Source organism: Pantoea sp. S-LA4, assembly GCF_054482835.1.
In genome coordinates this window covers 3,754,241-3,767,349 of record NZ_JBTLRC010000002.1, presented here as the reverse complement: position 1 = coordinate 3,767,349, position 13,109 = coordinate 3,754,241, and the positions used below count along the sequence as shown (strand labels likewise).

12 protein-coding genes are annotated in these 13,109 nt (G+C 54.8%); 8 read left to right on the top strand and 4 right to left on the bottom strand.

Annotated elements, in window-relative coordinates; genetic code table 11:
• Positions 1–193 precede the first annotated feature (193 nt).
• Entirely contained in the window at positions 194–241 is a 48-nt protein-coding gene (locus ACX3P5_RS18590) for a spot 42 RNA, inhibition of DNA synthesis (protein ID WP_071892919.1), read from the top strand.
• Positions 242–325: 84 nt separating this feature from the next.
• Here ACX3P5_RS18590 and yihA read toward each other — a convergent pair whose 3' ends face one another.
• Positions 326–961 (bottom strand): ribosome biogenesis GTP-binding protein YihA/YsxC, encoded by a 636-nt coding sequence (gene yihA, locus ACX3P5_RS18585; protein ID WP_458969088.1) that lies wholly within the window; start codon positions 959–961, stop codon positions 326–328.
• Positions 962–1,513: 552 nt separating this feature from the next.
• On the opposite strand from yihA, the gene yihI reads away from it, so the two are divergent.
• Together yihI and hemN are read left to right on the top strand one after the other, a co-directional pair.
• The gene (gene yihI, locus ACX3P5_RS18580) at positions 1,514–2,038 is read left to right on the top strand and encodes a Der GTPase-activating protein YihI (RefSeq protein ID WP_458969087.1); all 525 of its coding nucleotides are present in this window, start codon (positions 1,514–1,516) and stop codon (positions 2,036–2,038) included.
• 236 nt (positions 2,039–2,274) lie between these two features.
• Entirely contained in the window at positions 2,275–3,648 is a 1,374-nt protein-coding gene (hemN, locus tag ACX3P5_RS18575; protein WP_233985815.1) for an oxygen-independent coproporphyrinogen III oxidase, read from the top strand.
• Between the two features lie 38 nt (positions 3,649–3,686).
• Here hemN and glnG read toward each other — a convergent pair whose 3' ends face one another.
• The 3 genes from glnG to glnA form a co-directional block, all read right to left on the bottom strand.
• On the bottom strand, positions 3,687–5,096 hold the full coding sequence (gene glnG / locus ACX3P5_RS18570) for a nitrogen regulation protein NR(I) (RefSeq protein WP_031377264.1): 1,410 nt from the start codon (positions 5,094–5,096) through the stop codon (positions 3,687–3,689).
• Between the two features lie 7 nt (positions 5,097–5,103).
• Positions 5,104–6,153 carry a nitrogen regulation protein NR(II) gene (glnL, locus tag ACX3P5_RS18565; protein ID WP_233985816.1) on the bottom strand — a complete coding sequence of 350 codons (1,050 nt, stop codon included), beginning with the start codon at positions 6,151–6,153 and terminating at the stop codon, positions 5,104–5,106.
• Positions 6,154–6,291: 138 nt separating this feature from the next.
• A complete protein-coding gene (glnA, locus tag ACX3P5_RS18560; protein WP_031377263.1) occupies positions 6,292–7,701 on the bottom strand; it encodes a glutamate--ammonia ligase in 1,410 nt (469 codons plus the stop codon).
• Between the two features lie 436 nt (positions 7,702–8,137).
• Here glnA and typA point away from each other — a divergent pair, with 436 nt between their 5' ends.
• From typA to fabY, 5 genes are all read left to right on the top strand, one after another.
• A complete protein-coding gene (gene typA, locus ACX3P5_RS18555; protein ID WP_046289508.1) occupies positions 8,138–9,961 on the top strand; it encodes a ribosome-dependent GTPase TypA in 1,824 nt (607 codons plus the stop codon).
• A 211-nt stretch (positions 9,962–10,172) separates the two neighbouring features.
• A complete protein-coding gene (yihX, locus tag ACX3P5_RS18550) occupies positions 10,173–10,769 on the top strand; it encodes a glucose-1-phosphatase (RefSeq protein ID WP_233985817.1) in 597 nt (198 codons plus the stop codon).
• Positions 10,770–10,772: 3 nt separating this feature from the next.
• Positions 10,773–11,642 carry a virulence factor BrkB family protein gene (locus ACX3P5_RS18545; RefSeq protein ID WP_233985818.1) on the top strand — a complete coding sequence of 290 codons (870 nt, stop codon included), beginning with the start codon at positions 10,773–10,775 and terminating at the stop codon, positions 11,640–11,642.
• The gene (gene dtd, locus ACX3P5_RS18540) at positions 11,639–12,076 is read left to right on the top strand and encodes a D-aminoacyl-tRNA deacylase (protein ID WP_336757213.1); all 438 of its coding nucleotides are present in this window, start codon (positions 11,639–11,641) and stop codon (positions 12,074–12,076) included. The genes ACX3P5_RS18545 and dtd overlap by 4 nt, the downstream gene beginning before the upstream one ends.
• Positions 12,077–12,135: 59 nt before the next feature.
• Entirely contained in the window at positions 12,136–13,083 is a 948-nt protein-coding gene (gene fabY, locus ACX3P5_RS18535; protein ID WP_046289509.1) for a fatty acid biosynthesis protein FabY, read from the top strand.
• Positions 13,084–13,109 lie beyond the last annotated feature (26 nt).

Sequence of the window (13,109 nt, the reverse complement as noted above, 5' to 3'; positions counted from 1 at the left end):
GCCGTCTGAGCCGTACGGCGAAGAGTAACTACTTATCGGCTAAGCACTTTTTACGTCATTAAACTACATCACAACGCTATTTTTGTGACGCGCACGGTAAAAAAAGGCCGGGTTGATGTAAGTAAGCAACAAAAAAGCCTTTGTGGCTCAGAAAAAATCAGGTAAAGTTCGAGGCGTAGGGTACAGAGGTAAGATGTTCTATCTTTCAGACCTTTTACTTCACGTAATCGGATTTGGCTGAATTTAGCCGCCCCAGTCATTCTGTGACTGGGGCGTTTTTTATTGGGCTTTTGCTGAACCTAACGGGCGGGCTGATGCGAGGGGCTTACTCTTCCTCATCCTGATCGTCGCGTGCAGGCTCCAGGTTACTAAACCAGCCATCCAGCTTCTGACGGACTTTATCCACGCCAATCTTCTTCAGCGACGAAAAGAGCTCGACCTGCACATCCCCCATAAAGGCCAGTGAGGCTTCACGTACCATCGTCAGTTGCGCTTTACGGGCACCCGATGCGAGCTTGTCTGCTTTGGTCAGCAGCAGCAGTACCGGGATGCTGCTTTCCACAGCCCATTGAATCATCTGCTGATCCAGGTCTTTAAGCGGATGGCGAATATCCATCAACACCACCAGACCCTTCAGCGCCTGCCGTTTTTGCAGATACTCACCTAATGCACGTTGCCATTTCAGCTTCATCTCTTCCGGGACTTCGGCATAGCCGTAACCGGGCAGGTCGACCAGGCGCTTACCTTCAGTCACTTCAAACAGGTTAATCAACTGGGTGCGGCCAGGCGTTTTACTGGTACGCGCCAGGCTTTTCTGGTTGGTTAAGGTATTCAGTGCGCTGGATTTACCGGCGTTAGAGCGGCCAGCAAAGGCGACTTCGATACCGGTATCGGCAGGAAGATGGCGGATATCCGGCGCGCTCAGGACAAAATGGGTTACGTGATAATTCAATTCAGACAAAGTGACACTCCAGAAAACGCATTAAGGCAATGGCGCCGATTATACGCGTTATGGCGCGAAAGTGCTCAACCGCTTGGCGATGGCGGCTTTTGTAAGAGATTTGCCATAGAGGTTGCCCGTTATGTCGTTTTTTACTTTAATTACTAAAAATAAAAAACAATATTATTCATTAGGTTATAAATAAGTGGTCTTTTTTTGCAGCAACTAATCTTGCCGCTGACTTGAGGCTTTTACCAGTTGGTCTACATTAGTGTGCAGTGCATGGCAGCACCCATCAGGATGATGCGCTCAGGGATGTCAGGAAGGCAAAGAGCGAGGGAGTGGAAATGGTCAGGGATATGGACCAGACAGGGATAAGGAAAAGCTCAGGGGAGATGAGCAGGCGCAGGATTGACCGGGATGTTGTGAGCCGAAAAGGATTTAAAACATGATTCCTTCTTATGAAGGTATGAAATAAGGCGACAGCTTGAGCTGTCGCCTTTTTTCTTTGGCTACTTTCTGCTAGATTTCGCCGCAATTCTATACTGAATAAAAAAGCCGGGACTGAACACTATGAAGCAACCTGCACGAGCTGCGCACGGCAAACCTGCCGTCAAAGCCAAACGTAAATCGCGTGACGATATTAATAACGAAGCACGCGATCGCAAACGTGATAAAAAGCACCGCGGCCATGCGTCAGGCAGCCGTGCAAATCCGGCCGCAACGGACAACAACGGCGGACGCCAGGCCAGCCAGGCTAAAGATCCCCGCATCGGCAGCAAAAAACCGGTCGCGCTGATTGCGGATGGGAAAACTACGGCCGCCCCAGTGAAGAAAAGCGTGGCGAAACCGGCAGCAGAGAAAAAACTACGTCTGACGCCGGAAGAAGAGCTGGCGAAGCTGGAAAATGACGAACGCCTGGACGCGCTGCTGGATCGGCTGGAAAATGGCGAAACCCTTTCGGCGGAAGATCAGGGCTGGCTGGACGCCGCACTCGATCGTATCGACGAACTGATGGAGCAGTTAGGCATCGCCATGGATGACGGCGATGACGAGCAGGCGGAAGAAGATATGTACCGTCTGCTGAAAGGCAACTAAGCCAATTTGATCGGCATGCGTTTTTCGCATGCCGCGCTTCTCAGGTAAACAACAATGTTTTGGCCTGGATCAATTTTCGCGCTGCTGGCGACATGTTATCTGCTGTGGTTATTGTTTAAACTACGTCGCCTGTCGCGCCTGAAGCAACGTTTACGTCGGGTTTCTTCTGCCCGCTCACCTTTCATCCCTTCTTCATCGCGACCTTCTCTTAGACGACGTCACCGGAAGGAGTGAGCATGCCATCGCTGCAGATTGATTGGGACCAGGCGCTGATTGAAAAATACAATTATGCCGGCCCGCGTTATACCTCCTATCCCACTGCGCTGGAGTTTAGCGAGCAATATGGTGAGGCCGATTTCCAGCGTGCGGTAGCGCGCTATCCGGAGCGCCCACTCTCGCTTTATGTTCATATCCCGTTCTGTCATCGTCTTTGTTACTTCTGTGGCTGCAATAAAATAGTGACGCGTCAGCGCCATAAAGCCGATCGCTATCTGGATGTACTGGAGCAGGAGATCATTCAGCGCGCGCCGCTGTTCCGCCAGCGTCAGGTGAGCCAGCTGCACTGGGGCGGCGGCACACCGACCTTTCTCGATAAGTCACAGATTAGCCGGCTGGTGGCACTGCTGAAGCAGCATTTTACGGTGGCAGACGATGCCGAAATGTCGATCGAGGTTGATCCACGTGAAATTGAGCTGGATGTGATCGATCATCTGCGCGCGCTGGGGTTTAATCGCCTGAGCATGGGCGTGCAGGACTTTAACAAAGCGGTACAGCAGCGGGTCAATCGGGTACAGGATGAAGCGGTCATCTTTGGTCTGATGGCGCGGGCGCGTGAACAGGGTTTCAGCTCAACCAGCATCGATCTGATCTACGGTTTGCCGCTACAAACGCCGGAAAGCTTTGCCTATACGCTGCAGCGGGTGCTGGCGCTTAATCCCGACCGGCTGAGCGTGTTCAATTATGCCCATCTGCCCGCACTGTTCGCCGCCCAGCGAAAAATCAAAGATGATGAACTGCCGTCGGCGCAGCAAAAGCTCGATATCCTGCAGCAGACCATCGCTACCCTGACGCAGCAGGGCTACCAGTTTATCGGGATGGATCATTTTGCGAAGCCACAGGATGAGCTGGCCATTGCGCAGCGTGAAGGGCAACTGCATCGTAACTTCCAGGGCTACACCACGCAGGGCGACAGCGATTTACTCGGCCTTGGCGTCTCCGCCATTAGCATGATTGGGGACAGCTACGCGCAGAACCAGAAAGTGCTCAATACGTGGTACAGCAGCGTGGAGCAGCAGGGCAATGGCCTGTGGCGCGGTGTGGCGTTAACTGACGATGATTGCCTGCGTCGTGAGGTTATTAAGAGCCTGATCTGCAACTTCTCGCTCGATTTTGCGGCGATTGAAAATCAGTGGGGCATTCGCTTTGGCGACTACTTTGCCGAAGATCTGGCGCTGCTGAAACCGTTAATCGCGGATGGGCTGGTGGAGCAAACGACGACGGGCTTGCAGGTGACGGGGGTGGGGCGCTTGCTGATCCGCAATATCTGTATGTGTTTTGATCGCTACCTGCGTCAGAAAGCGCGTCAGCAGCAATTCTCCCGGGTGATCTGAACAGACGGGCTGAGTCTCCCCAGCCCGTCTCAGCAACCTTATTCCATGCCCAGCTCTTTCAGCTTGCGCGTCAGCGTGTTGCGTCCCCAACCCAGTAACCGGGCGGCTTCCTGTTTATGCCCCTGCGTATGGCGCAGGGCGGTAGTCAGCAAGGTGCGCTCCATCTCTGGCTGTGCTTCTGACAACAGATTCTGATGACCGGAACGCAGCGCGCGATCGGCCCACTGCGCCAGCAGCGTGGCCCAGCTGTCCGGCAGCGACTGCACCGGATTTTCCGGCGTACTGGATTCAAACAGTTCGGCCGGCAGATCCTGAATCAAGACTTCCTGACCGGCCGCCATCACCGTCAGCCAGCGACAGGTATTCTCCAGCTGACGCACGTTACCAGACCAGTGCAGACGGGTAAGCGCCGCTTCGGTTTCCGGATGCAGAATTTTCGCCTCTACGCCCAGCTCACGGGCGGCTACCTGCAGGAAGTAACGCGCCAGCCGTGGAATATCCTCACGGCGCTCACGCAGCGGTGGCAGATGCACACGAATGACATTCAGGCGGTGAAACAGATCCTCACGGAACTTGCCTTCCTGCACCCGCAGTTCCAGATTCTGGTGGGTTGCAGCGATGATACGCACGTCGACTTTGACCGGCGCATAACCGCCGACACGATAAAACTGACCATCGGCCAGCACGCGTAACAGACGGGTCTGCACGTCGAGCGGCATATCGCCAATCTCATCTAAAAACAGTGTGCCGCCGTCAGCCTGCTCAAAACGGCCCTGACGAATCTGGTTAGCGCCGGTAAATGCCCCTTTTTCATGGCCGAACAGCTCAGACTCAATCAAATCTTTCGGGATAGCCGCCATGTTCAGCGCGATAAAGGGAGCTTTAGTACGGGGGCTGTGGCGGTGCAGCGCATGAGCCACCAGCTCTTTACCGGTACCGGATTCGCCGTTGATCAGCACGCTGATTGAGGATCGCGACAGGCGGCCAATGATGCGGAACACATCCTGCATCGCTGGCGCTTCACCAATGATATCAGTGGTGGGTCCGCTGACCGGCTGATTACGTGGCTGCTGCTGCTCCTGGTAGTGACTGATGGCGCGCTCAACCAGCGCAACCGCTTCGTCAATATCGAAGGGCTTAGGCAGGTAATCAAAGGCTCCTTGCTGGTAGGCGCTGACCGCCGCATCCAGATCGGAGTGGGCCGTCATTATGATGACCGGGAGCATCGGGTGGCGCTGTTTAATCTGCTTCAGCAGCGCCAGGCCATCCATGCCGGGCATGCGAATATCTGATAATAAAACGTCCGGGGTTTTGGTCGAGAGTGCGTCCAGCACCTCTTTAGCGCTGTCAAAGGTGGCGCAGCTTAAACCGGCTCCAGTGAGCGCGCGTTCAAGCACCCAGCGGATGGAGCTATCGTCATCGACGATCCAGACTATCCCTCGTTGCATAGAAACCTCACTGGCGAATGGGCAGGTAAACCGAGAATTCGGTGTGTCCCGGCCAACTGTTAAATTCTATTTTTCCTGAATGCTGATCAATCAGGCTACGGGCGATGGAGAGGCCTAAACCGGTTCCGCCTTCACGGCCGCTGACCATCGGATAAAACAGCGTATCCTGCAGCTGGGCGGGAATGCCGGGGCCATCATCTTCAATATCAATCCGCGCCACCAGACGGTAACGGGTGCCGTGCAGCGTTAACTGGAACGCGGTACGGGTTCGAATCACAATGGTGCCGCCGTCGTCGCCCAACGCCTGCAGCGCGTTGCGTACCACGTTAAGCAGCACCTGTTCAATTTGATCGGGGTCGTGCGGCAGTTCCGGCAGGCTGGGATCGTAATCACGTACCAGAGAGACATTGTCCGGCAGCTCCATCGACACCAGATTCACCACACGCTCTGCCACCTGATGAATGCTCTGGGTGATGTGCATGCCAGGCTGCTGCGGCCCTAACAGACGATCGACCAGGTTTCTCAGCCGGTCGGCCTGTTCAATAATCACTTTGGTATATTCGTTCAGCGACGGATCGGGCAGGGCGCGCGACAACAGCTGGGCAGCTCCGCGTAATCCCCCCAGCGGATTTTTAATTTCGTGTGCCAGGCCACGAACCAAATCGCGAGCGGCCACCTGCTGGGCGTGCTGTAACTGTTCCTGACTGAGGCGACGCTGATTATCCATCGGCGCCATTTCCAGCAGAATTAAGCCATCGGGCAAACGCTGGGCGGTCAGCGACATGATGTGCGCGCGACCATCTACCACCAGCGTGACTTCACTGTCTGTAAATCCCTGGCCAGCCTCAAGACTCTCGCGCATCACCTCAATATTCAGCGAAAAGTAGCCGGTCAGTTCCGGTAACGGCGTGCCGAACAATTTACGTGAGCTTTGCGCCAGTAATTGCTGCGCCGCCGGATTGGCGTAGTGAATAACCAGGTCGTTATCCACCAACAAAATACTGTTGATTAACGCGTTGAGAATCTGCCCTGCGTCGGGCAGAGAGCCAGTTGCCATACAGCGTTCCTCTGCACTAAGTTAGTGCATTTTAGTCTTTAAGCCGGAATGAAGGCGAATGAACGGTGAATTCGCGGAGAAAAAAGCCCATCCGAAGATGGGCTGAAAGTTTCCACGGCAACAAAAACGTCTGACCAATTAAACGCTGTAGTAAAGCTCGAACTCTACCGGGTGTGGCGTCATGCGAACGCGGTCCAGTTCTGCTTTACGCAGTTCGATGTAAGCATCGATGGTTTCGTCGGTGAACACGCCGCCACGGGTCAGGAACTCGCGGTCTTCGTTCAGGGCGTTCAGCGCTTCTTCCAGCGAGCCAGCCACTTTTGGAATCTCAGCTTCTTCTTCCGGTGGCAGGTCATACAGGTTTTTATCCATCGCATCGCCAGGATGGATTTTGTTGATGATGCCGTCGAGGCCAGCCATCAGCAGCGCGGTGAACGCCAGGTATGGGTTAGCCGCTGGGTCCGGGAAGCGCGCTTCAATACGACGGGCTTTCGGGCTGGCAACCACCGGGATACGGATAGAGGCGGAACGGTTACGGGCAGAGTATGCCAGCATGACCGGTGCTTCATAACCTGGGACCAGACGCTTGTAAGAGTTGGTGGTCGGGTTCGCCAGGGCGTTGATCGCTTTGGCGTGCTTGATAATGCCGCCGATGTAGAACAGCGCCATTTCAGACAGGCCGCCGTATTTGTCACCGGAGAACAGGTTCTGGCCACCTTTAGAAAGTGACATATGGCAGTGCATACCTGAACCGTTGTCGCCAAACATTGGCTTCGGCATAAAGGTCGCAGTTTTGCCGTAGGCGTGCGCCACGTTGTGCACGACATATTTGTAGATCTGAATTTCGTCAGCTTTTTTGGTCATGGTGTTGAAGCGGGTTGCCACTTCGTTCTGACCAGCGGTTGCGACTTCGTGGTGATGGGCTTCAACCACCAGACCCATCTGCTCCATAGTCAGACACATGGCAGAACGGATGTCCTGTGATGAGTCAACCGGTGGCACCGGGAAGTAGCCGCCTTTCAGACCTGGACGGTGACCTTTGTTACCGCCTTCGTATTCTTTGCCGGTGTTCCAGGCCGCTTCGATATCATCGATAGCCACGTGTGAACCGGAGGTCGATGAACCGAAACGGATATCATCGAACAGGAAGAATTCTGGTTCCGGGCCAAACAGCACGGTATCAGCGATGCCGGAAGAGCGCAGGAAATCTTCAGCGCGCTTGGCAATCGAGCGTGGGTCACGATCGTAGCCCTGCATGGTGCCAGGCTCGAGAATGTCACAACGGATGATCAGCGTGGAATCTTCAAAGAAAGGGTCCATGACCGCCGTGGTCGCGTCAGGCATCAGCACCATGTCTGATTCGTTAATGCCTTTCCAGCCACCGATGGAGGAGCCATCGAACATTTTGCCTTCTTCGAAGAAGTCAGCGTTAACCTGGTGAGCAGGGATAGTAACGTGCTGTTCTTTACCTTTGGTATCGGTAAAACGCAGGTCAACAAACTTAACTTCATGCTCGTTCATCATCGAGAGAACGTGTTCAGCGGACATACTCAACTCTCCTGGAAATGGTCATTGTCTACATGGTGAGGGAACGTCGTTGCCGGGAATGCGTTTCTGACTACTGCCATCCCTGACCTGGCTATTCCGGCACGCTCTTCACCCGTCGTCTGACTGGCGTTTGCGCTTAAAAGAGATAAAGCGAATTCTGTGCCAACTTTCGCGTAGTCAGTTAAATCGCCTTGTGGTGCATCTTTTTGTCCGGATTCACCTGCACCACGATGGTCGCCATGCACCATTATGGTGCTTATGGGTGATGATTGAGCACCAAATAGGTGCATCAGCCCAACTTAGTGCATTTTCTGCACCGGTAACAGGGCAAATTTACGCCCATGCAATAAACTTTCAGTGAAAAGTGTGATCGTGTTCAGTCTTCCGCTTAATCAGTGTACAATAACGCGCTATTTCTAATGCCTGAGGCAAAGCTGTGATCGAAAATTTGCGTAACATCGCCATCATCGCGCACGTTGACCATGGAAAGACCACCCTGGTTGACAAACTGCTGCAACAATCCGGTACTTTTGATGCCCGTACCGAAGCAACCGAGCGCGTGATGGACTCCAATGATTTGGAGAAAGAGCGTGGGATTACCATCCTCGCAAAAAACACCGCCATTAAGTGGAACGACTACCGTATCAACATCGTTGATACCCCAGGACACGCCGACTTCGGTGGTGAAGTTGAGCGCGTCATGTCCATGGTGGACTCGGTGCTGCTGGTTGTAGATGCGATGGATGGCCCTATGCCGCAAACCCGCTTCGTGACCAAAAAAGCGTTCGCGCATGGTCTGAAGCCGATTGTGGTTATCAACAAAGTAGACCGCCCGGGTGCGCGTCCGGATTGGGTTGTGGATCAGGTATTTGACCTGTTCGTCAACCTCGACGCGACTGACGAGCAGCTCGACTTCCCTATCATTTTCGCTTCGGCGCTGAATGGTATTGCTGGTCTGGAACACACTGATATGGCTGACGATATGACGCCACTGTATCAGGCGATCGTTGACCACGTTTCTCCACCACAGGTTGAAGCTGAAGCGCCACTGCAGATGCAAATCTCGCAGCTGGACTACAACAACTACCTGGGTGTTATCGGCATCGGCCGCATCAAACGCGGTAAAGTGAAGCCTAACCAGCAAGTCACTATCATCGATAGCGAAGGCAAAACCCGTAACGGTAAAGTCGGCAAAGTTCTGACTCACCTGGGTCTGGAGCGTATCGACAGCGATCTGGCAGAAGCGGGCGATATCATTGCTATCACCGGTCTGGGCGAACTGAACATCTCTGACACCATCTGTGATCCACAGAACGTGCAGGCGTTGCCAGCACTGAGCGTCGATGAGCCAACAGTAACCATGTTCTTTAACGTCAACACCTCACCGTTCTGTGGTAAAGAAGGTAAGTACGTGACTTCACGTCAGATCCTTGAGCGTCTGAACAAAGAACTGGTTCACAACGTGGCGCTGCGTGTTGAAGAAACCGAAGATGCTGACGCGTTCCGCGTATCAGGTCGTGGTGAGCTGCACCTCTCTGTTCTGATCGAAAACATGCGTCGTGAAGGTTTCGAACTGGCGGTATCCCGTCCGAAAGTTATCTTCCGTGAAATCGATGGCCGCAAACAAGAGCCATTCGAGAACGTGACGCTGGATATCGAAGAGAACAACCAGGGTTCAGTCATGCAAGCCATGGGTGAGCGTAAGGGCGATCTGAAAAACATGGATCCGGATGGCAAAGGCCGCGTACGTCTCGACTACGTGATCCCAAGCCGTGGCCTGATTGGCTTCCGTAACGAATTCATGACCATGACGTCTGGTACCGGTCTGCTCTACTCCACCTTCAGCCACTACGACGATATTCGTCCAGGCGAAGTGGGCCAGCGTCAGAACGGCGTACTGATCTCTAACGGTCAGGGTAAAGCGGTTGCGTTTGCCCTGTTCGGCCTGCAGGACCGCGGTAAGCTGTTCCTGGGTCACGGTGCGGAAGTGTATGAAGGCCAGATCATCGGTATTCACAGCCGCTCTAACGACCTGACAGTTAACTGTCTGACCGGTAAGAAACTGACCAACATGCGTGCTTCCGGTACGGATGAAGCGACTACCCTGGTACCGCCAATCAAGATGACGCTGGAGCAGGCGATCGAGTTCATCGATGATGACGAACTGGTTGAAGTCACGCCTCAGTCAGTGCGTATTCGTAAACGTCACCTGACTGAAAACGACCGTAAACGTGCTTCACGTGGTCCTAAAGACGCGTAATTCGCGCCTTTAATCGATAAAAAGCCCCGTTATCGGGGCTTTTTTTTGCCTGCAATTCCGATCCTGCACCACCAGGCCAGCGATGAGTAGGGTCTCAGCGCGCGCGTCTCAAGCGGTCATTGCCGTTTCCGCTTTTCTCTCCGCGGTTATCTGTTCAGCCCGCCCTTTTGCCGCTAGAGTGAATACTCCAGGGAACAGAAGGAGGCGCACCATGTTGTACATTTTTGATTTGGGCAATGTGATCATTGATATCGATTTTAACCGCGTGTTAGGTGTCTGGAGTGACCTTAGCCGCGTGCCGCTGGCGTCATTGCAAAGCCATTTTGTGATGGATGAAGCGTTTGAACAGCACGAGCGGGGCGAGATCAGCGATGAAGATTTCGCGTTAGCGCTGTGTGAAAAGCTGGAGATCGCCCTGAGTTACGAGCAGTTCACCGCAGGCTGGCAGGCGGTGTTTGTTGACGTGCGGCCTGAAACTCTGGCGCTGATGAACCGGCTGCGGCTGGAAGGACATCGGGTCGTGATCCTCTCCAATACCAACAAGCTGCACTGCGCCTTCTGGCCGACCCAGTACCCGGATGTGCAGCAGGCGGCGGATGCGCTCTACCTGTCGCAGGAACTCGGGATGCGCAAGCCGGAAGCGCGCATCTATCAGCACGTGCTGGAGGCGGAAGGCGTCAGTGCCGATCAGGCGGTCTTCTTCGACGATAACCCGCAGAATATTGACGCGGCGCGCGCGCTGGGCATTGAAAGCGTGCTGGTCACTGACAGCAAAACGGTGCCCGACTGGTTCGCAGGTCAGCATTAAACCATGACGTCACGTAAATTTCGTCCCGGGCTACATGCGTTCTGGCTGTGGCTCAAACTGTTATGGAAGCGGGTTGATGAAGATGGCATGACGACTCAGGCCGGCAATCTGGCTTTCGTCTCATTGCTGGCGCTGGTGCCGCTTATCGCGGTGGTGTTTGCGCTGTTTGCGGCTTTCCCGGTCTTCTCCGACATCAGTGTGCAGTTAAAGCAGTTCATCTTTACTAACCTGATGCCGGCTGCGGGTAACACACTGCAACGCTATTTAGAGCAGTTTGTTGCCAACGTTAACCGCATGACCGCCGTCGGCGCGGTTGGTCTGATCGTCACGGCGCTACTGCTGATGCATTCGGTCGATACCGCACTGAATACCATCTGGCGCAGCAACAAGAAGCGGCCGATGGTCTATTCGTTTGCGGTTTACTGGATGATCCTGACGCTGGGTCCGCTGCTGGCCGGTGCCAGCCTGGCCATCAGCTCGTATCTGCTGTCGCTGCGCTGGATCAACGCCACCGGCGTGACCAGCCTGGTCGATCAGATGCTGCGCATCTTCCCGCTGCTGCTCTCCTGGTTCGCCTTCTGGCTGCTCTACAGCATTGTTCCCACCCAGCGGGTGCCACCGCGCGATGCGCTGATTGGCGCGCTGGTGGCGGGTGCGCTGTTTGAGCTGGGTAAAAAGGGCTTCGCGCTCTATGTTACGATGTTTCCCTCTTATCAGCTGATCTACGGCGTACTGGCCGTGATCCCGATTCTGTTCCTCTGGGTCTACTGGACCTGGTGTATTGTGTTGTTAGGCGCTGAAATTACTGTCGCATTAGCGGACTATCGCCAGTTAAAACAGCAGCACAGAGAAAAAGAACGTGAGGAAACATGATTGCATTGATTCAACGCGTGCAGCGCGCCAGCGTTAGCGTCGATCAGGTCGTGACAGGTGAAATCGGTAGCGGATTACTGGTGTTACTGGGCGTGGAAAAAGGTGATGACGCACAGCGTGCGGAGCGTCTCGCAGAACGGGTGCTGGGTTATCGCATCTTCGGTGATGAACAGGGCAAAATGAACCTGAGCGTCAAACAGGCTGGCGGCAGCGTGCTGGTGGTGTCGCAGTTTACCCTGGCGGCGGATACTAAAAAGGGCATGCGGCCCTCCTTTTCCGGCGGCGCGGAACCGGCGGAAGCTGAACGCCTGTATGAATATTTCAGCGACTGCTGTCGTCGGCAGGGCATCACCACTGAGAATGGCCGCTTTGCGGCAGATATGCAGGTCGCGCTGGTGAATGATGGTCCTGTAACCTTCTGGTTGCAGGTGTGAGATCGTCAGCCGAGCGGCAAGGGATAAGCCACGCAAGCTCCGAACGAGAGAAACATTTTATGTATCATCTTCGCGTGCCACAGACGGCGGAAGAGCTGGATATCTATTATCAGTTCCGCTGGGAAATGCTACGAAAACCGCTGCGTCAGCCGCAGGGTTCTGAACGTGACGCCTGGGATGCCTTAGCGCATCATCAGATGGTGGTGGATGAACAGGGACAGCCGGTCGCGGTAGGACGTCTGTACATCAATGCCGACAACGAAGCGGCGATTCGCTTTATGGCGGTCCATCCTTCGGTGCAGGGCAAAGGCCTGGGGACGCTGGTGGCGATGACGCTGGAATCGGTGGCGCGTCAGGAGGGGGCCAAACGCGTCACCTGTAGCGCGCGCGAAGATGCCGTCGCCTTCTTTGCCAAACTGGGTTACGTCAACCAGGGAGAGATTACCGCGCCGCAAACCACGCCGGTACGTCACTTTCTGATGATCAAGCCAGTGGTCACGCTTGACGATATCCTGCACCGCGCCGACTGGTGCGGTCAGCTACAGCAGGCCTGGTACGCGCATATCCCGCTCAGTGAAAAGATGGGCGTACGCATCCTGCAGTATACCGGCCAGAAATTTATCACCACCATGCCGGAGGCGGGCAATCAGAACCCGCATCAGACGTTATTTGCGGGCAGCCTGTTCTCGCTGGCGACGCTGACCGGCTGGGGATTAATCTGGCTGTTGCTGCGTGAGCGTCATCTTGGCGGCACCATTATTCTGGCCGATGCGCATATTCGTTACAGTCAGCCTATCAGTGGTCGGCCAGGCGCCATCGCCGATCTGGGCTCGTTAAGCGGCGATCTCGATCGTCTGGCGCGTGGCCGTAAGGCGCGCGTGCAGCTTGAAGTTGAACTGTTCGGCGATGAAGAGCGTGGCGCGGTATTTGAAGGGGTCTATATCGTGCTGCCTGCCGATCCTGACGGACCGCTGGAAGAGGGCGGCTCGGGCGCGCGCATTAACTGATCATCAGGGCCGGTAAAACCGGCCCT

Coding starts and splice junctions, on each gene's coding strand:
- yihI (WP_458969087.1), top strand. CDS start 1,514: ATGAAGCAACCTGCACGAGCTGCGCACGGCAAACCTGCCGTCAAAGCC.
- dtd (WP_336757213.1), top strand. CDS start 11,639: ATGATTGCATTGATTCAACGCGTGCAGCGCGCCAGCGTTAGCGTCGAT.
- yihX (WP_233985817.1), top strand. CDS start 10,173: ATGTTGTACATTTTTGATTTGGGCAATGTGATCATTGATATCGATTTT.
- glnA (WP_031377263.1), bottom strand. CDS start 7,701: ATGTCCGCTGAACACGTTCTCTCGATGATGAACGAGCATGAAGTTAAG.
- glnG (WP_031377264.1), bottom strand. CDS start 5,096: ATGCAACGAGGGATAGTCTGGATCGTCGATGACGATAGCTCCATCCGC.
- ACX3P5_RS18545 (WP_233985818.1), top strand. CDS start 10,773: ATGACGTCACGTAAATTTCGTCCCGGGCTACATGCGTTCTGGCTGTGG.
- fabY (WP_046289509.1), top strand. CDS start 12,136: ATGTATCATCTTCGCGTGCCACAGACGGCGGAAGAGCTGGATATCTAT.
- glnL (WP_233985816.1), bottom strand. CDS start 6,153: ATGGCAACTGGCTCTCTGCCCGACGCAGGGCAGATTCTCAACGCGTTA.
- hemN (WP_233985815.1), top strand. CDS start 2,275: ATGCCATCGCTGCAGATTGATTGGGACCAGGCGCTGATTGAAAAATAC.